Annotated in this window: 16 protein-coding genes; 1 reads left to right on the top strand and 15 read right to left on the bottom strand. The window is 55.7% G+C overall.

Annotated features, from left to right (window positions below):
* Positions 1-13: 13 nt before the first annotated feature.
* From fusA to AB8880_03140, 12 genes are all read right to left on the bottom strand, one after another.
* Positions 14-2,149 carry an elongation factor G gene (gene fusA / locus AB8880_03195; GenBank protein XDZ66413.1) on the bottom strand — a complete coding sequence of 712 codons (2,136 nt, stop codon included), beginning with the start codon at positions 2,147-2,149 and terminating at the stop codon, positions 14-16.
* Positions 2,150-2,173: 24 nt separating this feature from the next.
* Positions 2,174-2,644, bottom strand: coding sequence for a 30S ribosomal protein S7 (gene rpsG / locus AB8880_03190; GenBank protein XDZ66412.1), 471 nt, complete (start codon positions 2,642-2,644; stop codon positions 2,174-2,176).
* A gap of 12 nt (positions 2,645-2,656) precedes the next feature.
* Complete coding sequence (gene rpsL, locus AB8880_03185; GenBank protein XDZ66411.1) at positions 2,657-3,028, bottom strand: 30S ribosomal protein S12; 372 nt, start codon at positions 3,026-3,028, stop codon at positions 2,657-2,659.
* A 290-nt stretch (positions 3,029-3,318) separates the two neighbouring features.
* Entirely contained in the window at positions 3,319-7,524 is a 4,206-nt protein-coding gene (gene rpoC / locus AB8880_03180) for a DNA-directed RNA polymerase subunit beta' (protein XDZ67009.1), read from the bottom strand.
* Positions 7,525-7,539: 15 nt separating this feature from the next.
* Positions 7,540-11,718, bottom strand: a complete 4,179-nt coding sequence (gene rpoB, locus AB8880_03175) for a DNA-directed RNA polymerase subunit beta (GenBank protein XDZ66410.1) — start codon at positions 11,716-11,718, stop codon at positions 7,540-7,542.
* A 139-nt stretch (positions 11,719-11,857) separates the two neighbouring features.
* Positions 11,858-12,241 (bottom strand): 50S ribosomal protein L7/L12, encoded by a 384-nt coding sequence (gene rplL, locus AB8880_03170; protein ID XDZ66409.1) that lies wholly within the window; start codon positions 12,239-12,241, stop codon positions 11,858-11,860.
* A 48-nt stretch (positions 12,242-12,289) separates the two neighbouring features.
* Entirely contained in the window at positions 12,290-12,799 is a 510-nt protein-coding gene (gene rplJ / locus AB8880_03165) for a 50S ribosomal protein L10 (GenBank protein ID XDZ66408.1), read from the bottom strand.
* Between the two features lie 218 nt (positions 12,800-13,017).
* Complete coding sequence (gene rplA, locus AB8880_03160) at positions 13,018-13,707, bottom strand: 50S ribosomal protein L1 (protein ID XDZ66407.1); 690 nt, start codon at positions 13,705-13,707, stop codon at positions 13,018-13,020.
* Between the two features lie 3 nt (positions 13,708-13,710).
* Positions 13,711-14,139, bottom strand: a complete 429-nt coding sequence (gene rplK / locus AB8880_03155; protein XDZ66406.1) for a 50S ribosomal protein L11 — start codon at positions 14,137-14,139, stop codon at positions 13,711-13,713.
* A gap of 36 nt (positions 14,140-14,175) precedes the next feature.
* Complete coding sequence (gene nusG, locus AB8880_03150; GenBank protein ID XDZ66405.1) at positions 14,176-14,706, bottom strand: transcription termination/antitermination protein NusG; 531 nt, start codon at positions 14,704-14,706, stop codon at positions 14,176-14,178.
* A gap of 52 nt (positions 14,707-14,758) precedes the next feature.
* Positions 14,759-14,956 carry a preprotein translocase subunit SecE gene (secE, locus tag AB8880_03145; GenBank protein XDZ66404.1) on the bottom strand — a complete coding sequence of 66 codons (198 nt, stop codon included), beginning with the start codon at positions 14,954-14,956 and terminating at the stop codon, positions 14,759-14,761.
* 225 nt (positions 14,957-15,181) lie between these two features.
* A complete protein-coding gene (locus tag AB8880_03140; GenBank protein ID XDZ66403.1) occupies positions 15,182-15,853 on the bottom strand; it encodes a haloacid dehalogenase type II in 672 nt (223 codons plus the stop codon).
* Between the two features lie 246 nt (positions 15,854-16,099).
* On the opposite strand from AB8880_03140, the gene AB8880_03135 reads away from it, so the two are divergent.
* Positions 16,100-17,329 (top strand): amidohydrolase family protein, encoded by a 1,230-nt coding sequence (locus tag AB8880_03135; GenBank protein ID XDZ66402.1) that lies wholly within the window; start codon positions 16,100-16,102, stop codon positions 17,327-17,329.
* A 7-nt stretch (positions 17,330-17,336) separates the two neighbouring features.
* On the opposite strand, the gene AB8880_03130 is transcribed toward AB8880_03135, so the two are convergent.
* The 3 genes from AB8880_03130 to AB8880_03120 all read right to left on the bottom strand — a co-directional run bounded on the left by AB8880_03130 (position 17,337) and on the right by AB8880_03120 (position 20,241).
* A complete protein-coding gene (locus AB8880_03130) occupies positions 17,337-18,650 on the bottom strand; it encodes a TRAP transporter large permease (protein ID XDZ66401.1) in 1,314 nt (437 codons plus the stop codon).
* 20 nt (positions 18,651-18,670) lie between these two features.
* A complete protein-coding gene (locus tag AB8880_03125; protein XDZ66400.1) occupies positions 18,671-19,174 on the bottom strand; it encodes a TRAP transporter small permease subunit in 504 nt (167 codons plus the stop codon).
* Positions 19,175-19,242: 68 nt separating this feature from the next.
* A complete protein-coding gene (locus tag AB8880_03120; protein XDZ66399.1) occupies positions 19,243-20,241 on the bottom strand; it encodes a TRAP transporter substrate-binding protein in 999 nt (332 codons plus the stop codon).
* Between the last annotated feature and the right edge of the window lie 38 nt (positions 20,242-20,279).

The following is a 20,279-nucleotide window of genomic DNA, read 5'->3' as shown; positions in this document are numbered from 1 at the left end:
ATGTCTTTCCGCCTTAGGCCATCTTGCTGCGGACTTCATCCGCAACGGCCTGTGGCACCTGTTCGTAATGGTCAAATTGCATCGTGTATTGCGCCCGGCCCTGGGACATGGAACGCAGGGTGTTCACGTAACCAAACATATTGGCAAGCGGAACCATGGCGCTGATCACACGGGCATTGCCACGCTGATCCATACCGCCGACATTGCCGCGACGTGAATTGAGGTCACCAATGATATCCCCCATGTATTCTTCCGGGGTAATAATCTCAACCTTCATCACCGGCTCGAGGAGACGCGGCGCTGCCTTCTGCATGGCTTCACGGAAAGCGGCACGTGCGGCTATCTCAAAGGCCAGCACTGATGAGTCCACATCATGGCTGGCGCCGTCGATCAGCTCGACCCCGAAATCAATAACCGGGAAGCCGGCGATCACGCCTGTGTCTTTTGCTGAAATAAGTCCTTTTTCAACACCCGGGACATATTCACGCGGAACCGATCCACCCACGACCTTGTTCTCAAAAGTGAAGCCTTCTTCAATCGGCTTGAAGACCAGCTTCACCCGCGCGAACTGGCCGGAACCGCCGGACTGTTTCTTGTGCGTGTAGTCAATTTCGACTTCCTTGGTGATCGTTTCGCGATACGCCACCTGCGGCGCACCGACATTTGCCTCAACCTTGAATTCACGCTTCAGGCGATCAATCAGGATATCAAGGTGAAGTTCACCCATCCCCTTCATGATGGTCTGGCCGGATTCTTTATCGGTGCTGACCTGGAAGGAAGGATCTTCCGCCGCCAGACGTGCAAGGCCTTGCGACATCTTTTCCTGGTCGTTCTTTGAATTCGGCTCAACGGCAATTTCGATCACCGGATCAGGGAAAGTCATCGTTTCGAGCACGACCGGGTTTGCAACATCGCAAAGCGTATCCCCGGTGGTGGTTTCCTTCATGCCTGCAAGAGCAACAATATCACCGGCAAAAGCCTCTTCGATTTCTTCCCGGTTATTTGAATGCATCATCATCATCCGGCCAATGCGCTCTTTCTTGCCCTTGGTCGAGTTCATGATGCTGTCGCCTTTTTTCATCATACCCGAGTAAATGCGCACAAAGGTCAGCGAGCCGACAAACGGGTCATTCATGATCTTGAAGGCAAGCCCTGAAAGAGGCTGGCCATCATCGGCATGACGCTCAATGTTACGGGTTTCCGTCTCATCACCTGGCTTGAACCCTTTATAGGCAGGAACGTCAAGCGGGCCCGGCAGAAAATCAATCACGGCGTTCAGCATGGGCTGCACACCCTTGTTCTTGAAGGCCGAGCCGCAAAGAACAGGAACAAAGGTCATGTTCAGGGTGCCTTTGCGGATCAGTTCACGCAAGGACTGGGGGTCAGGCTCTTCACCTTCAAAGAATTTTTCCATCCACGCATCGTCCTGCTCAACGGCAAGCTCGATCATGGCGGCGCGCATTTCTTCAGCCTTGTCCTTGAGTTCAGGACGAATTTCACCGAGAGTCCAGGATGCGCCAAGATCTTCACCGGCCCAGACCCATTCCTTCATGGTGATCAGGTCAACGAGCCCGGCAAATTCGCTTTCAGAGCCGATCGGCATATGAACCGGCAGCGGTGTTGCACCGGTGCGATCCTTGATCATGTGAACGCAATTGAAGAAGTCAGCGCCGATCTTGTCCATCTTGTTGACAAAAACCACGCGAGGCACTTCGTAGCGGTCGGCCTGGCGCCATACTGTTTCGGTCTGCGGCTCGACCCCGGCATTGGCATCAAGAACACAGACAGCGCCATCAAGCACCGCCAGTGAACGTTCCACCTCAATGGTGAAGTCCACGTGACCTGGTGTATCGATGATATTGAAGCGGAATTTTGCTTCATCCGCATTCGATCCATAAGGACCATCCGGGTTTTCCCCATCTTCGGTGCGGAACCACATGCAGGTGGTGGCGGCCGACGTAATGGTGATGCCACGCTCCTGCTCCTGTTCCATCCAGTCCATGGTGGCGTTGCCGTCATGAACTTCACCGATTTTATGGGATTTACCGGTGTAATAGAGAATCCGCTCCGTCGTGGTAGTCTTACCTGCATCAATATGAGCCATGATGCCGAAGTTGCGGTAGCGCTCAAGTTTATACTCTCTAGCCATGACGTCTAATCCTGTGCGTATGGGTTACCAGCGATAATGGGAGAAAGCACGGTTGGCTTCTGCCATCTTATGGGTGTCTTCACGTTTCTTGACGGCTGAACCACGGTTGTTCGAGGCATCGAGAAGCTCGGCGCTGAGGCGATCCATCATGGTATTTTCACCACGTTTGCGGGACGCATCAATCAGCCAGCGGATAGCCAGGGCCTGGGCGCGGGATGGCCGCACTTCAACCGGCACCTGATAGGTTGCACCCCCAACGCGGCGGGAGCGCACTTCAATATTCGGACGAACATTTTCAAGCGCATCATGGAACACCTTGATCGGCTCATTGCCGGAACGTTCCTTGACCTTGTCAAACGCGCCATAGACGATCTTTTCAGCGACCGAGCGCTTGCCGTCATACATCAGGCAAGACATGAACTTCGATACAACGACATCCCCGAATTTCGGGTCAGGCATTGCAGGGCGTTTGACAGCACTATGACGACGTGACATGGCTCTACCTCTTTATTTGGGCCGTTTGGCGCCGTATTTCGACCGCCGCTGACGACGATCGGCAACACCCTGGGTATCCAGCGTGCCACGAATGATATGATAACGAACACCTGGAAGGTCTTTTACCCGGCCACCGCGGATCAGCACAACCGAGTGTTCCTGCAGGTTATGGCCTTCGCCAGGGATATAGCTTGTTACTTCGAAACCATTGGTCAGCCGTACACGTGCAACTTTACGCAGGGCAGAGTTAGGCTTCTTCGGCGTTGTCGTATAGACACGGGTGCAAACGCCGCGCTTCTGCGGGCAGGCTTCCATCGCCGGAACCTTGTTGCGGGCCACTGGACGCGTCCGTCCATGGCGAATTAACTGGTTAATCGTCGGCATACCAGACTTTTTCCCATCATGTTCAAGCCGCATTAGCAATTGCCAGGTCAATACCGGCGGACTTCTGCGGAGTTAACAACCACCCTTGCAGGTGAACAAAGACCCGAGGCCGGGCCACTCTCCATATTTTGGCGTCAGTGTCTGTTATGATGCAGAATCACACACCACCTGAACCTTTGGAGTGGCCGGAAAGTAATGTTTTCCGGCCATCCGGTCAAGAGGTAAATCGCATACCTCCTGCAGATTTTTATTTGCCCGGGTTTCAGGCCCCGCCGAAGACGTAAATCCCTTTATTCCCCGGCACCGGCTTCAACCGCTTCCGGATCCTCCCCGGTTGCTGCAAAACTTTCCTCATCTGCAGCAAGAGCTTCGAGTTCCGCCTGTCGCTGGCTGATGATGCTGCGGTCCCGATCAGCGGCAATCGCCTTCAGGCGTGACATGACCGAACCTGTCCCGGCAGGGATAAGACGGCCGACAATCACGTTTTCCTTCAATCCACCAAGCGTATCTTCCTTGCCCGAGACGGCAGCTTCGGTCAGGACACGCGTGGTTTCCTGGAAGGACGCCGCCGAGATGAAGGAACGAGTCTGCAGGGAAGCCTTGGTGATTCCCAGAAGAACAGGCTTGCCCTTGGCTTCAGCGAGGCCTTCGGCCGCGGCCACGGCATTGGCAGCGTCGAATTCTTCGCGATCCACCTGCTCGCCCACAAGAAGGGTTGTCTCACCTGCATCGGTAACTTCAACCTTCTGCAGCATCTGCCGGACGATCACCTCGATATGCTTGTCATTGATCTTAACGCCCTGGAGACGGTAGACGTCCTGAATTTCCTTGACCAGATATTCAGCGAGCGCTTCAACCCCTAGAATATTCAGAATATCATGGGGAACCGGATTACCGTCGAGCAGCAGATCACCCCGGCGAATGACATCACCTTCCTGAACCGCCAGGAGCTTGCCCTTGGGTATCATGTATTCCACCGGCTCGATGCTGTCATCAAGCGGGATGACGCGAATACGGCGCTTGGTCTTGTAGTCGGCACCGAATTCAACACGTCCGTCAATCTCGCTGATGATGGCGAAATCCTTTGGCATCCTGGCTTCGAAAAGTTCAGCCACCCGCGGCAGACCGCCGGTGATATCTCTAGTCTTTGAGGATTCCCGCGGAATACGCGCGAGCACTTCACCGGCCTCGACCTCGGCCCCGTTTTCAACGGAAAGAATGGCATTGACCGACAGGAAGTAGCGTGCCTCAAGCCCGTTATCGAGAATAAGCACGTCCCCCTTGTCATCCCGCATGGTCAGGCGTGGACGCAGATCCTTGCCCTTTGTCTGGGATTTCCAGTCGATCACCTCACGATTGGTGATGCCGGTTTCCTCGTCGGTGACCTCACGCATGGAAACGCCATCGACAAGATCAACATAATTGACCACTCCCTTGACCTCGGAGACGATCGGAATCGTATATGGATCCCATTCTACCAGCCGCTGGCCGGCTTTTACCTTGTTACCGTCCTTGACGTAGATCTTCGCGCCATACTGGAGCCGGTAGCGTGAACGCTCACGCCCCTGATCATCGGTCAGCAACAGCTCGGTGTGCCTGTTCTTGACCACCGCGTTGCCATCAGGCGCAACCACAAGCGCGGCATCCTCGAACTTGACGATCCCGTCGATCGGGGCTTCGATGCTGGATTGCTCGGCCCCACGCTGGGCGGCGCCGCCGATATGGAAGGTCCGCATGGTCAGCTGGGTGCCCGGCTCACCGATGGACTGGGCAGCAATAACGCCCACGGCTTCACCGATATTCACCGACGTGCCGCGTGCCAGATCACGTCCATAGCAAGCCCCGCAGACACCAACCTTGGTCTCGCAGGTCAGGACCGAACGGATAAGAATGGTATCAATCCCCTCGGCCTCGATGCGTTCGACATCTTCCTCGTTGATGATCGAACCGGCGGGAACCAGCACCTCATCCGATGAAAGAGCAAGAATGTCTTCGGCAGCCGTACGCCCGAGAACACGCTCACCCAGGCTGTCGACAACATCGCCACCATCAATCACCGGACGAATGTTCAGGCCGTTTTGCGTACCGCAATCAACTTCGGTGATGATGCAGTCCTGGGCCACATCAACAAGACGTCGGGTCAGATATCCTGAGTTGGCGGTTTTCAGTGCCGTATCAGCCAGCCCTTTCCGTGCCCCGTGGGTGGAGTTGAAGTATTCCAGCACATTCAGGCCTTCCTTGAAGGAAGAAATGATCGGGGTTTCGATAATCTCACCCGAAGGTTTGGCCATCAGGCCGCGCATGCCGGCCAGCTGCTTGATCTGGGCGGCAGAGCCACGGGCACCGGAATGCGCCATCATATAGACCGAGTTCACCGGCTCACCTGGCTTGATGGTGGAGATCGATTTCATCATCTCGTCAGCCACAAGATCGGTGCAGCGTGACCACACGTCGACAACCTTGTTGTATTTCTCCCCTTGAGTGATGAGACCGTCCTGATACTGCTGCTCGAAGTTCTTCACTTCGGCTTCAGCCTCATCGACGAATTTGGCTTTTTTCTCCGGGGTATTGAGATCATCGATACCAAAGGAAATACCGGCTTCACAGGCTTTCTTGAAGCCCATTGCCATCAGCCGGTCACAGAAGATCACCGTCTCCTTCTGTCCGCAATAGCGGTAGACATAATCGATGACGCTGGAAATTTCCTTCTTGGTCATGAGCTTGTTGACAAGCTCAAACGGAACCGAGGAATTGTCAGGCACGATATTGGCGAGTTGCGCCCGGCCCGGGGAAGTTTCCACCACCCTAAAGACACGGGATTCACCTTCCCAGGTATGGACACGCACCTTGACTTTCGCCTGCAGGCTGACATGCCCGGCGTCATAGGCCAGCATCGCCTCTTCAGGGGAAGAGAAGATCATGCCTTCACCCTTTTCGCCTTCACGGATCAGCGTCTGATAATAAAGGCCAAGAATGATATCCTGCGACGGCACGATGATGGGCTTGCCATTGGCCGGGCTCAGGATGTTGTTCGTGGACATCATCAGCACCCGGGCTTCCAGTTGGGCTTCAAGGGAAAGCGGCACATGCACCGCCATCTGGTCGCCGTCAAAATCAGCGTTGAAGGCCGTACAGACCAGCGGGTGAAGCTGGATGGCCTTGCCTTCGACCAGCACCGGCTCAAACGCCTGAATGCCAAGACGGTGCAGCGTCGGCGCCCGGTTCAGCATGACCGGATGCTCGCGAATAACTTCTTCGAGAATATCCCAGACTTCCGGACGTTCCTTTTCCACCATCCGCTTGGCGGCCTTGACCGTTGTCGAGTAGCCATAAAGCTCAAGTCGTGAATAGATGAAAGGCTTGAACAGTTCGAGCGCCATCTTCTTGGGCAGGCCGCACTGATGCAGCTTGAGCTCGGGGCCGACCACGATGACCGAACGGCCCGAATAGTCGACGCGCTTGCCAAGGAGGTTCTGGCGGAAGCGCCCCTGCTTGCCTTTCAGCATATCCGAAAGTGACTTGAGCGGGCGCTTGTTCACGCCGGTAATGACGCGGCCGCGTCGGCCATTGTCAAACAGCGCATCCACCGATTCCTGAAGCATCCGCTTCTCGTTCCGCACAATGATATCCGGTGCGCGCAATTCGATCAGACGCTTGAGGCGGTTGTTCCGGTTGATCACCCGGCGATAGAGATCATTGAGATCCGAGGTCGCAAAACGGCCCCCATCGAGCGGTACCAGCGGGCGCAGTTCCGGCGGAATGACCGGCACGACATCAAGTATCATCCATTCCGGACGGCAACCTGAAGCAAGGAACGCATCGATCAGCTTCAATCTCTTGACCAGTTTCTTGCGCTTGGCTTCCGAGCCGGTTTCGCGAAGCTCTTCACGCACCGTCTCGCGCTCGGATTCAAGGTCGATCTCTTCGAGCACCTTCTTGATCGCTTCCGCGCCGATACCGGCCTCGAACGCATCATCGCCATATTCATCAAGCGCATCGTAATATTCGCTTTCGCTCAGCATCTGGCCTTTCTGCAGCGGCGAGAGACCCGGCTCGATGACAACGAAGTTTTCAAAATAAAGCACACGTTCAAGATCCTTCAGCGTCATGTCGACCAGAAGACCGATCCGCGACGGCAGGGATTTCAGGAACCAGATATGCGCCACCGGTGAGGCGAGTTCAATATGCCCCATCCGTTCACGCCGGACTTTGGAAAGCGTGACTTCAACGCCGCATTTCTCGCAGACGATACCGCGATACTTCATCCGCTTATACTTGCCGCACAGGCATTCGTAATCGCGGACCGGGCCAAAGATCCGGGCACAGAACAGGCCATCCTTTTCCGGCTTGAACGTCCGGTAGTTGATGGTTTCCGGCTTTTTGATCTCACCAAACGACCAGGACCGGATCCGTTCCGGGGAGGCAATGGAGATTTTGATCTTGTCGAAGCTTTGCGAGCTTGGCGCCTGGCCAAACGGGTTCATCAATTCGTTCATCATCGACTCCCTGGATTAATATTCGGATTCGTGCAGATCAACATTCAGGCCAAGGGACCGCAGTTCCTTGACAAGAACGTTAAAGGATTCAGGAATGCCGGCCTCGAAATCATCGTCACCCCGGACAATGGCTTCATAGACCTTGGTCCGGCCCGAAACGTCATCGGACTTGACCGTCAGCATTTCCTGCAATGTATAGGCGGCACCATAGGCTTCGAGAGCCCAGACTTCCATCTCCCCGAACCGCTGGCCACCAAACTGCGCCTTACCACCGAGCGGCTGCTGGGTGACAAGCGAGTATGGACCAATGGAACGCGCATGGATCTTGTCATCGACAAGATGGTGCAGTTTGAGCATATAGATATACCCCACCGTCACCGGCCGGTCGAAGACTTCGCCGGTGCGCCCGTCGGTCAGCCATTCCTGTCCGGTTTCACTCAAGCCTGCTTCCTTGAGCAGCGCCCGCACATCGGCTTCCTTTGCGCCGTCAAAGACCGGCGTGCCCATCGGCACCCCGCGAGAGAGAAGATTCCCCTGCTCGATCAGCTGGTCATCTTCCATCGCCGTGATGGTGGTATCGAACTCTTCCTTGGAGTAGATCTTCTTCATCATCTTGCGGAGATCTTCCGCCTTGCCGCTTCGTCCGGCAGCTTCGGCAGCAGCACCGATCTGCTTGCCAAGACCGGCAGAGGCCCAGCCAAGATGTGTTTCGAGAATCTGCCCCACATTCATGCGTGATGGCACGCCAAGCGGGTTGAGCACGATGTCAACCGGTGTCCCATCTTCGAGATACGGCATGTCTTCCGCTGGCAGAATGCGTGAGATCACGCCTTTATTTCCATGACGGCCTGCCATTTTGTCGCCGGGCTGCAGCTTGCGCTTCACCGCAACGAAGACCTTGACCATTTTCATCACGCCGGGAAGCAACTCGTCGCCGCGCTGAAGCTTGTCCACCTTGTCGTTGAATCTCGCCTCAAGAGCCTTGACCGAATCCTCGAAATTGGCGATCTGTGCTTCGATAGCCTTCTGATTGGCATCATTCTTGACGGTGATCGAAGGCCAGTTGGAGCGCGGCATATCGTCGAGCATCGCGCCACTGATACGACTGCCAGACGTAACACCTTTCGGGCCGGTAGCAATGGTCTGGTTGATGAGCATTTCCTTCAGACGGCCATAGAAGCCGCGTTCCAGAATTTCCTTTTCATCATCGCGGTCCTTGGCGAGACGTTCGATCTCAAACCGTTCGATCGCCCGGGCGCGTTCATCCTTGTCGACCCCGCGGCGGGAGAAGACACGCACTTCAACAACCGTACCGGCACCACCGGGCGGCACCCTAAGGGACGTATCACGCACATCCGACGCTTTTTCGCCGAAGATAGCCCGCAGCAGCTTTTCTTCAGGGGTCATCGGGGTCTCACCTTTAGGCGTGACCTTGCCGACGAGAATATCGCCCGACTTGACCTCGGCGCCGACATAGATCATGCCGGCTTCATCAAGATTCTTGAGCGCTTCTTCACCGACATTTGGAATATCACGGGTGATTTCCTCCATGCCGAGTTTGGTATCCCGGGCCATGATTTCATATTCTTCGATATGAATGGAGGTGAAGACATCCTCGCGCACGATACGTTCGGAAATGAGGATGGAATCCTCAAAGTTATACCCGTTCCAAGGCATGAAGGCGACCAGCACATTCCGGCCAAGAGCCAGTTCCCCATCTTCGGTGGATGGGCCATCGGCCATGATATCGCCCTTGTTCACCACGTCACCGACCTTGACCAGCGGGCGCTGGGTGATGCAGGTGTTCTGGTTGGACCGCTGGAATTTCAAGAGGGAATAGATATCCACCGGCGAGACATCATCTTCGCTGCTTTCCGCGGCACGGACAACGATACGCGTGGCATCAACCTGATCGACGACACCGCTCCGGCGGGCGACAATCGTCACCCCGCTGTCACGGGCAACAACAGCTTCCATGCCTGTTCCCACGAGCGGCGCTTCTGCCTTGATAAGCGGCACAGCCTGGCGCTGCATGTTTGATCCCATCAGCGCCCGGTTGGCGTCGTCATTCTCAAGGAACGGGATAAGGGCTGCGGCAACCGAAACAAGCTGCTTTGGTGAAACGTCCATGAGATCAATATCTTCCGGACGCGCAAGACCAATCTCGCCACCGCGACGGATTGGGATCAATTCACCGACAAAGCGGCCGGACTTATCCAGTTCTGCGTTGGCCTGGGCAATGGTATAGCGGGATTCATCCATGGCCGAGATATAGGTGACTTCACTGGTCACCTTGCCATCCTTGACCGTCCGGTAAGGTGTTTCAATGAACCCGTATCGATTGATCTGGGCAAAAGTGGCCAGCGAGTTGATGAGACCGATATTCGGGCCTTCAGGTGTTTCAATCGGGCAGATCCGGCCGTAATGAGTCGGGTGCACGTCCCGAACCTCAAATCCGGCGCGCTCACGCGTCAGCCCGCCCGGGCCAAGCGCCGAAAGACGACGTTTATGCGTGATCTCGGAAAGCGGGTTGGTCTGATCCATGAACTGCGACAGCTGGGATGAGCCGAAAAACTCCCGGACCGCTGCCGCAGCAGGCTTTGAATTGATGAGGTCAGCCGGCATCACGGTATCGATTTCCACCGACCCCATTCTTTCCTTGATGGCGCGTTCCATCCGCAGGAGACCGACGCGATACTGGTTTTCCATGAGTTCGCCAACCGAACGGACACGGCGGTTGCCAAGGTGATCAATATCATCGATATCACCCTTGCCGTCTTTCAGTTCCACCAGCACTTTGAGCATGGCGAGAATATCTTCGCGCCGCAGCACCCGGATCTGGTCATCGGCTTCAAGATCAAGACGCGCGTTGAGCTTGACCCGGCCAACGGACGAAAGATCATATCTGTCCTTATCAAAAAAGAGGCTTTGAAACAGCGCTTCGGCGGTTTCAAGTGTCGGCGGCTCACCCGGGCGCATGACCCGGTAGATGTCAATCAGCGCCTCTTCCCTCGAATTATTGCGGTCAGCGGCGAGAGTGTTGCGCAGAAATGCACCGACATTTACGTTGTCGATCGCCAGCACGGCAAAGGAGTCCGCCTTCATCGCTGAAAGCTCCTGCAGTGTCTCTTCGCTGACGATATCTCCGGCTTCGGCAATCACCTCACCGGTTTCCATATTCACGATGTCTTCGGCGAGATAATGGCCGTAAATCTGCTCTTCCTGAACCAGGATCTTTTCAATCCCGCTCTCGGCAAGTTTGCGAACCGCACGCGGGGTCAGCTTTTCTCCGGCAGCAACCACGACCTTGCCATTGGAGGCGTCAACCAGATCATGGGCCAGGCGCGCGCCACGAAGGCGGGAGGCGTCGAAATCGGTCTCCCAGCTGTCCTTGTTGCGGGAATAGGTGATGGTATCATAGAAATACCCGAGAATGTCTTCCCGCGACAGGCCATTGACCTTGTTGCGCTCAGGCTCAATCCCTTCGGCCTTGCACTTTTCGATATAGGCATCGGATGCCGCATCGGTCAGGGCCATCAGGAAGGTGGTGGCAGGCAGTTTGCGCTTGCGGTCGATCCGGACATTGAGCATGTCTTTGGCATCGAATTCAAAATCAAGCCAGGAACCGCGATATGGTATCACGCGAGCGGCAAAAAGAAGCTTGCCCGATGAATGCGTCTTGCCCCGGTCATGGTCAAAGAAGACGCCAGGCGAGCGGTGCATCTGCGAGACAATCACGCGCTCGGTGCCGTTGACAATAAATGTCCCGTTGCCCGTCATCAGCGGCATGTCGCCCATATAGACATCCTGCTCCTTGATATCACGGATGGAGCGGGTGCCAGTGATCTCATCCTCTTCCCAGACGACCAGACGGAGAATGACCTTGAGCGGCGAGGCATAGGTCATCCCGCGCTGCTGGCACTCTTCAACATCATATTTCGGATCTTCAAGTTCGTAGGAGACGAACTCGAGCATGGACTTGCCGGCAAAATCATTGATCGGGAACACCGATTTGAAGACTTCCTGAAGCCCGATATCTTCGCGTTCATGGGCAGGAATGTCCCGCTGCAGAAACGTCTCATAGCTCGTACGCTGTACTTCGATGAGGTTCGGCATGGCCGCAACTTCGGTGATCGAACCGAAAGTATGACGAAGACGTTTACGACTGTTGAGGGCGGTGACATTAGAAGTCATTGGATGATCCTTTGTGTTTAGAGCGTTGATTTAACACAATTTATCAAGACCGGATTTCCCGGACCAAACAAAACCCAAGCACCGGAAGGGAAACCCGACCGGTGCTTGGTGAAATATTATACGCCAGCAGGCGTAGCCATTACTTGACCTCGACGGTTGCGCCGGCTTCTTCCAGCTTCGCCTTGATGCTAGCGGCTTCATCCTTGGAGACGCCTTCCTTGACAGGTTTTGGCGCGCCTTCAACAAGGTCCTTGGCTTCCTTGAGGCCAAGGCCGGTAATGGTGCGAACTTCCTTGATGACGTTGATCTTCTTGTCGCCGGCAGCGGCCAGAATAACGTCAAATTCGGTCTGTTCTTCACCAGCAGCAGCACCGCCAGCGTCACCAGCGGCAACCGCAGCAACAGCTACCGGAGCGGCAGCAGCGGAAACACCCCATTTTTCTTCCAGCAGCTTGGCCAGTTCGGCAGCTTCCAGAACGGTCAGGGATGAGAGGTCTTCAGCAATTTTTTCAATATCAGCCATTTTTGTCTCCTTTGGCTTGAACTTAGAGATCGTGGGCAGGGCCCAGATTTAACCTTGCTCTGACTTGGCCTGGATTACCCGCGCCAGCTGTGCAGCCGGAGCCTGGGTAACGCGCGCGACCTTGGTGGCAGGTGCCTGAAGCAGCCCGACCAGTTTCGCACGCAGTTCGTCCAGGGAAGGCAGTTTGGCAAGGGCTTCAACCCCGGCCTTGTCCAGAATCTGGCCGCCAATGGCGCCCCCGACAATGGTCAATTTACTGTTTTCCTTGGCGAAATCCACGAGCACCTTTGCGGCGGTCACCGGGTCAGATGACGTGCCAATGGCCGTCGGTCCGGTGAAATAGTCGCTCAGGGTTTCGTAAGCCGTATCCTTCAGCGCGATTTTGGCAATACGGTTCTTGGTGACCTTGAAGGCGGCACCTTTTTCCCGCATCTTGTTCCTAAGCGCACTGCTTTCAACAACAGTCAGCCCAACCTGATGCGTTACAACCACAGAGGCTGCATCGCTGAAGGTTGCGTGCAGGGTTTCGATCAGTTCCGTTTTCTCGGTTCTGTTCACCGATCGTCTCCACTAGTTGTGGGGCTGGCCTGCCAGCCCCGGTTGCACGAAGGATGCCTGCAACTGCAGCCATCCCATGGCCTGCCCATAGTTCAAGCGAAATTCTCGCTCTCCCCGTCTGAATAGGATATTAAGCACCCGGAGGCACACCTACCGTCTTGGACAGGTGGGGCCGAAGCCCCGATCCGGCATCTTTCAATACCGGAAACCTTGAGGCCTCAGGAGGCCCGGGCCGGATCGACCTGAACGCCGGCGCCCATGGTGGAGCTGACATTGATCTTCCGGATGAATACACCTTTCGCCCCGCTCGGGCGTGCCTTGGCTACGGCATCGATGAAAGCGGCCGCGTTTTCACGCAGCTTGTCCTCACCAAAGCTGACCTTGCCGATCCCGGCATGAACAATCCCCGCCTTTTCGGCACGGTACTGCACTTCCCCGGCCTTGGCGGCGGCCACGGCATCGCCGACATTGGGGGTAACCGTGCCAAGTTTTGGGTTTGGCATCAGCCCTTTTGTGCCGAGGATCTTACCAAGACGCCCGACAACACCCATCATGTCCGGGGTTGCGATCACGCGGTCAAAATCAAGACGGCCGTTCTGGATTTCATCGGCCAGGTCTTCAGCACCAACCACATCGGCGCCAGCAGCCTTGGCTTCCTCCGCCTTGTCATCACGGGCGAAGACAGCAACACGCATCGTCTTGCCGGTGCCATGAGGCATGGCGACAACACCACGCACCATCTGATCCGAATGGCGTGGGTCAATCCCGAGATTCATGGAAATCTCGACGGTCTCGTCAAAAGACGCGGCCGCATTGCCCTTGACCATCTTGATCGCCTCTTCGAGAGAATATTGCGACATCCGGTCGATTTTCTCGTACGCTGCCTTCAGCTTTTTGCCTTGCGCCATGATTTACTCCGTCACTTCAAGGCCCATTGCGCGGGCCGAACCAAGGATCATCTGAACCGCGCCATCCTGATCAATGGCGTTGAGGTCACTCATTTTCTTGTCTGCAATATCGCGAACCTGATCCATGGTAACGGATCCAGCGACCGCCCGGCCAGGTGTCTGGCCGCCCTTCGCGAGCCCGGCGGCTTTCTTGAGGAAGAAGCTGACCGGCGCCTGTTTCATCTTGAAGGTGAAAGACTTGTCCCCGAAGACGGTGATGATGACAGGAACAGGCATGTTCTTTTCCATGCTCTCGGTCGCCGCGTTGAACGCCTTGCAGAATTCCATGATATTGACACCACGCTGCCCGAGTGCAGGACCAACCGGTGGAGACGGGTTTGCCGCCCCGGCAGGAATGTTCAGCTTGATATATCCTTCGATTTTCTTTGCCATGATTATATCCCTCGAGCATCAGACCTGGGGCTGATGTTAGATTTTCTCCACTTGCGAATATTCCAGATCAACAGGCGTTGACCGGCCAAAAATAGAAACCGTCACCTTGAGCCGTGACTTGTCTTCATCAACTTCTTCGACATAGCCGTTAAAGGAAGCAAACGGCCCATCAGAGACACGGACCTGCTCGCCGATCTCAAACAAGATATCGGTACGCGGACGTTCGATCCCTTCGGTCACCTGCTTGATCAGACGTTCGGCCTCACCCTCGGTGATAGGCACCGGCTTGCCCTGCCCGCCCAGGAAACCGGTGACACGATTCTGTGACTTGACGATATGCCAGGACTGATCGGTCAGTTCCATTTTCACGAGGATATAACCGGGGAAGAATTTGCGCTCCGAAGAGACCTTGGCGCCACGCCGGATTTCGGTCACTTCTTCGGTAGGCACCAGCACGTCCTCGATCTGGTCTTCAAGACCATAGCTTGCCGCCTGCTCCCGGATGGACTGGGCCACTTTCTTTTCGGAACCCGAAAAAACGTGAACAACATACCAGCGTTTTGCCATTCTTTGATACTCTCGCCAAATTATGGGGCAAAACACCCCAACCGCCGCTCACCTAGCCGCCAAAACCCAAAACCAATTGCACAACGTTTGACAAAATCCAGTCCAAAAGCAAAAAGAACGCGGCCGCAATAAAGGTCATCACCAGAACTGTTATCGTAGCGGTGACCGTATCGCGTCGCGATGCCCAGGTTATCCGGCTTATTTCCTGCCGAACCTGTCGAACAAATTGTGCAGGACTAGTTTTAGCCATTCCGTCGCATCCAAGCAAGCCAATTCTGGCCTTTGTGTTTCATTTCTTCCACCAGCGACCTTTGCGGCAGGTGCCGTTTGAGGTATCAGGATCTTTGATGGATGGCGGTTTCTACCCCAGGAAGGGGGCAGATGCAAGCCCAATTTAACGCATCGGGCAAATATTCAACCCGGCAGTCACACCTCATGCCCCTGCAGCTTTCGCCCTGATGCGGCTTTCACCTGGTCAGGAGATCAATTCCATGGCCTCTTCAAGAGAGGCGACAACATGGTCCGGCGACCGGGGCAGATCATCCCAGATACGCCCTGCCCGGTTCACCCAGATGGTGCGGAAACCGAAGGTTCCTGCCCCGGCCACATCCCAGTTATTCGATGAAAAGAACGTCACGTCCCCGGGCGCACATCCATAGGCATCGGTGACCATAGCATAGACCCGCATATCCGGCTTGTAGATACCGATGGCATCGACGCTCAGCACCTGATCAAGGAGCGGGGCGATTCCCGCCCCTTCAAGGGCATTTTCCAGCATCGACGGGCTGCCGTTGGACAGCACCCCGAGCTGGTGGCCGGCATTCTTCATGGCCGTGAGCTCAGCCGTGACTTCATCATAGGCGCTCAGCCGGGTGTAGAGCTGAAGCAGGCGTTCACGCACCGCTTGATCGCTGATGGCAAGCTCCTCAAGGGTGACATCAAGGGCATTCGTGGTGATCTGCCAGAAATCCACATACTCCCCCATCAGCGACCGAAGCCAGGAATAGCTGAGCTGGCGTTGACGCCAGGCTGCGGAAAGAGGCGCCCAGTTTTCCTTGATAGACGACATGCCGGGTTCTGCCGCCGCCTCACGGGCCGCGGCATCGACATCAAGCAGCGTTCCGTACACATCGAAAACAAGAGGCATGGGCCGTATCCTTGCTATTTCTCACCGGCTGATCATTCCGGCTTTGTGTTCACGCCGACAGTTCAACCATGAGATCATTTAACCAGATGATTCCCTTTCGGGCCAGTGCCATTTCCCGCCACCACGCAGCAGCTGGTCGGGCCGGGTCCCCGAGCGCTGCTGCTTGATGATTTCAGATGGAAGCATGATTTCAGATGAAACCCTTTCATTATTCTTCTAGAATATGCAGCAAAAGGGGGAAAGAACATGGCTGATATCGTATTTTCTGATGCAACCGTGCTGGATGTTGCTGCCGGCGACTATAGGACAGGGCAGTCGGTTCGAATCATCGATGGCAGAATTGCCGAGATCGGAGCTTCCGTTAAGGCAGGCAAGGACAGCACCGAAATTCCGCTCAACGGCAAAACCCTGATGCCCGGCTTGTGTGATGCGCATGTTCATGTCACCGCCTACACCGCCGATTTTGCCAAACTCAAGGCCACCTCCCCCTTTTATGTCGGCGTCAAGGCGCTTGAGATCATGGGGGGCATGCTGGCCCGGGGCTTTACGACGGTCCGTGACGCAGGCGGCGCGGATTACGGTCTTGCCCGCGCGATTGAGGAAAACCCGACCGCGGCCCCGAGGCTTCTTTTCTGCGGCCATGCCTTGTCCCAGACAGGCGGCCATGGCGATGTCCGCGGCCCGGGTGAAGTCAGCCTTCACCAGTGCTTCTGCTGTTCAGGCATGGGCCATGTCTGCGACGGTATTGCTGAAGTTCTGCGCGCAGCGAGAGAAGAAATCCGGCGCGGGGCAACGCATCTGAAGATCATGGCCTCCGGCGGCGTCTCCTCGCCGACTGATCGCATCACCTCCACCCAGTTCACCGAAGATGAATTGCGGGCCATCGTCAATGAAGCCAGGGCCGCCAATATTCCGGTCATGGCGCATGCCTATACGGCAAGAGCGATAAACCGCGCCATCCGCTGCGGCGTGACATCGATTGAACATGGCAATCTGCTCGATCAGGAAAGCGTCGATCTGCTGCTTGAGCATGAGCGGTATCTGGTGCCGACGCTGGTGATCTATCATGCGCTCATCGCCGAGGGAACCGAAGCCGGCCTTTCGGCCGAGCTTGTCCAGAAAACCTATGAAGTGCTCGATTCAGGGCTGGACGCGCTCAAACTTGCCTATCAGCAGAACGTCAACATCGCCTATGGAAGCGATCTGCTCGGCATCATGCATCGCCGCCAGCTCGAAGAATTCACCCTCAGAAGTCCGGTGGTTCCCAATGTCGATCTCATCCGGCAGGCCACCTCTAATGCCGCCAGACTCTTTGAGATGGAGGATCAGATTGGCCAGGTCAAGGAAGGCCTTCTGGCTGATCTGCTGGTAATCGACGGTGATCCTCTTGAAGATATCTCAGCCCTGACCACCCCTGAAACATCACTCAAAATGGTGATGAAGGAAGGCCGGATCTGCATCAACCATCTCGGTTGATGCTGTCCTATTTGTTGAACAGTTTATCCGGCAGCCAGAGCGCGATTTCGGGATAGATCGTGATGATGGTTGCGGCCACGCACATCAGGATAAAGAAAGGTGCCGAGGCAATCGCGACCCGGAAGATCGGCGTTCCCGTAAGCCCCTGAATGATGAAGAGGTTGAAGCCGATGGGCGGGGTAATCTGCGCCAGTTCAACCATGATGACCAGAAAGATGCCGAACCAGACCGGATCAAAACCGCTGGCCAGCACAAGCGGCAGGGTGATCGGCAGGCTCATCACCGTTATGGATATGCCTTCAAGGAACAGCCCGAGCAGGATATAGAAAATCGCCAGAACAAAGATCAGCTCATAGGGTGACAATTCCATCCTGGCGATACTCATCGCCACATCCTGCGGCACATGCAGATAGGCCATGCTGGTGGAAAGGAACGCCGCCGCCAGCAGGATCGACGCGATCATGCAGGACGTCCGGACCGATGCCATCAGACTTTCAAAGAAAATCTCCCGGGTCATCTGCCTGGTAACAAGAGCCATGATCAGGGTGGCGGTGACACCGACAGCCCCGGCCTCCGATGGGGTTGCAAACCCGGAATAGATCGCCCCGAGAACAATGAAAATAAGGAGCACAATGGGCACAAGATTGACCAGCCCCATGACCATGTCCCAGAGGCTTGGGGGCTCTTCCTTGGCCGGCGTCAGCGATGGGTTGAGAATACTCCGGCACATCACATACCCGGAATAGAGAAAGGCGATCAGCAGCCCCGGATAGACCCCGGCGGCAAACAGTCTTGAAATTGAAACTTCGGCCAGCACCCCGTAGACGATCAGCACGATCGATGGCGGGATCAGCAGACCAAGCGAGCCTGCACCGGCCAGCGAGCCAAAAGTCAGCGAGGGGGAATAGCCGCGCTGCAAAAGTTCGGTGGTGGTGATTTTACCGACGGTAGCGGTCGTCGCCGCACTTGAGCCGCTCACCGCCGCAAAAAGGGCCGACCCGAAAATATTGGTGTGAAGAAGCCGGCCGGGCAGATGATAGACCAGTGGCGACAGACTTCGGAAAAGCCGGTCCGAGATATCGGTCCGGAACATCAGCTCCCCCATCCAGACAAACATCGGAATGGCGGAAAGCTCCCATGATGTGGCGGAGCGGATGATCAGCGGCGCCATGATCGTCCCGATACGGTGCAGGGGCATATCCAGCAGCAGCGTCAGGCCCGTCACGCTGACCAGAAGAAGGCCTGAAAACACCCAGACACCCAGCCCGAGATAGAAAACCAGCAGCAGCAGAACGATAAAGGCGATATTGAGCGATTCCATCCTGTCTTCCTTCCCCGTTCCTACTCGTCTTCCCCGGATCGATATCGTTCAATCCGGACAAGAGCGGTCGTCAGCATTTGCAAAAGGAAGATGCAGAGACCGCAGAAGAAAACGCTTTCAACCATCCATATCGGGGTTTCGGTAAGTGTCGGGCTGATGGTGCCGCGCTCCCAGTTGCGGTAGAGACTGCGCCAGACATATCGGGCAAAGAACAGGATCACCGAGAAGGTAAAGGCGATACAGATCAATTCCACCACCAGGCTGAAAAGCCCGGAGATGGCATTGGTCAGAATATTGACCCGGATCAGCTTGCCCGAACTGAACGTATGCCCAAGCGACAGGAAGGTCATCGACGCAATCGCGTAGCCGACAAATTCATCGAGCGAATAGGTGGACGAATCAAAACCTGTCCGGGCCACGATTTCAACCAGAATATGGATCACCATATAGACAAGAAGACCGGCAGCAACCCATGCGCCTGCGGTGCTCAAGCGTCGTGACAAGCCTTCAAGCAAGCTGAGCATAACTCCCCCTTTTCGTAACGCTCAGGAAAGAACGGGCAGGTATGATGCCTGCCCGTTCCAGATCAGGTTCAGTTACCGCGACGCTTTTTATACTCGTCGAGGATGGATTTTCCGGTGTCACCAACCTTTGAGAGCCAGTCGGAATACACCGCATCCCCGGCTGAATTCAGCGCGCCCAGGAAATCTCCGGGAACCGTCTCCGCAACCGTGATGCCATTGGCACGCATGTCCTTGTAGTTCTGGCCCACACGTTCCGCCAATGCCGACCATGCCGCGTCGCTTGCCGCTTCCGACGCTTTCATGACCGCCGCCTTCTGATCCGCGCTCAGCGCATCAAAGGCATCCTTGTTGACATGGGTCATATTGAGCGACATCGAATAGTTGATGGCGTTGAAATGGGAAAGATGCTCCCAGAACTTGGCGTTCACCCCGCCTTCGGCCGACGTCAGCACCGCCTCGATACCACCTGCCGACAGCTGCGGGACGACATCGGCCCAGCTCATCTGCACGGCAGCGGCACCCGCGGTTTTCAGGGTCCGCGTGCCGCTGGCATCCCAGGCACGGATTTTCAGCCCATTGAGATCAGAGGTGGAAAGAACAGGCTTCTTTGACCAGATTCCCGCAGGCGGCCATGGCGATGCGTAGAGAAGGATCTGGTTATGCTTGGCAAAGACTTTCTCGTAATGCGGCTTGGCAACTTCCCAGAGAAGCTTTGCTTCCTCTGCCGACCCGACAAGGAAAGGCAATGATGAGAGGAGGAAGATCGGCTCAATCCCGGCGACCTGCCCCATGGATGTATTGGCAATCGGAAGTGCGCCATCGCCAACAGCGTCAAAATGTTCCTTTGATTTGTAGCCGATTGAGCCACCAAAATGATTGGTGACGACAACAGACCCGCCCGATTCCTTCAACAGGGTTTCCGAGAAGACTTTCTGCCCCTGGCCGTGAATCGAGCTTTCCTGATATTCATTGGCCATGTCCCATTTGACGGTGGCCGCTGACGCCGCTGAACTGAAGGCCAGCACAGCTGCCGCTGAAATCATGAATGTCTTTGCAAATATGTTCATTTTCTCCTCCCTTTATTGGACTTCTTACTGAACTGAAA

The organism is Alphaproteobacteria bacterium LSUCC0684, from assembly GCA_041228335.1.
GTDB lineage: Bacteria > Pseudomonadota > Alphaproteobacteria > Puniceispirillales > UBA1172.
This window is presented reverse-complemented; position numbering and strand designations above follow the sequence as displayed.

Bases quoted from the DNA above. Each gene is read 5' to 3' on its own strand.
- AB8880_03135 (XDZ66402.1), top strand. From the start codon at position 16,100: ATGGCTGATATCGTATTTTCTGATGCAACCGTGCTGGATGTTGCTGCC.
- nusG (XDZ66405.1), bottom strand. From the start codon at position 14,706: ATGGCAAAACGCTGGTATGTTGTTCACGTTTTTTCGGGTTCCGAAAAG.
- fusA (XDZ66413.1), bottom strand. From the start codon at position 2,149: ATGGCTAGAGAGTATAAACTTGAGCGCTACCGCAACTTCGGCATCATG.
- rpsG (XDZ66412.1), bottom strand. From the start codon at position 2,644: ATGTCACGTCGTCATAGTGCTGTCAAACGCCCTGCAATGCCTGACCCG.
- AB8880_03125 (XDZ66400.1), bottom strand. From the start codon at position 19,174: ATGCTCAGCTTGCTTGAAGGCTTGTCACGACGCTTGAGCACCGCAGGC.
- rpoC (XDZ67009.1), bottom strand. From the start codon at position 7,524: ATGAACGAATTGATGAACCCGTTTGGCCAGGCGCCAAGCTCGCAAAGC.
- AB8880_03140 (XDZ66403.1), bottom strand. From the start codon at position 15,853: ATGCCTCTTGTTTTCGATGTGTACGGAACGCTGCTTGATGTCGATGCC.
- AB8880_03130 (XDZ66401.1), bottom strand. From the start codon at position 18,650: ATGGAATCGCTCAATATCGCCTTTATCGTTCTGCTGCTGCTGGTTTTC.
- rplA (XDZ66407.1), bottom strand. From the start codon at position 13,707: ATGGCGCAAGGCAAAAAGCTGAAGGCAGCGTACGAGAAAATCGACCGG.
- AB8880_03120 (XDZ66399.1), bottom strand. From the start codon at position 20,241: ATGAACATATTTGCAAAGACATTCATGATTTCAGCGGCAGCTGTGCTG.
- rpoB (XDZ66410.1), bottom strand. From the start codon at position 11,718: ATGACTTCTAATGTCACCGCCCTCAACAGTCGTAAACGTCTTCGTCAT.
- rpsL (XDZ66411.1), bottom strand. From the start codon at position 3,028: ATGCCGACGATTAACCAGTTAATTCGCCATGGACGGACGCGTCCAGTG.
- rplK (XDZ66406.1), bottom strand. From the start codon at position 14,139: ATGGCAAAGAAAATCGAAGGATATATCAAGCTGAACATTCCTGCCGGG.
- rplL (XDZ66409.1), bottom strand. From the start codon at position 12,241: ATGGCTGATATTGAAAAAATTGCTGAAGACCTCTCATCCCTGACCGTT.
- secE (XDZ66404.1), bottom strand. From the start codon at position 14,956: ATGGCTAAAACTAGTCCTGCACAATTTGTTCGACAGGTTCGGCAGGAA.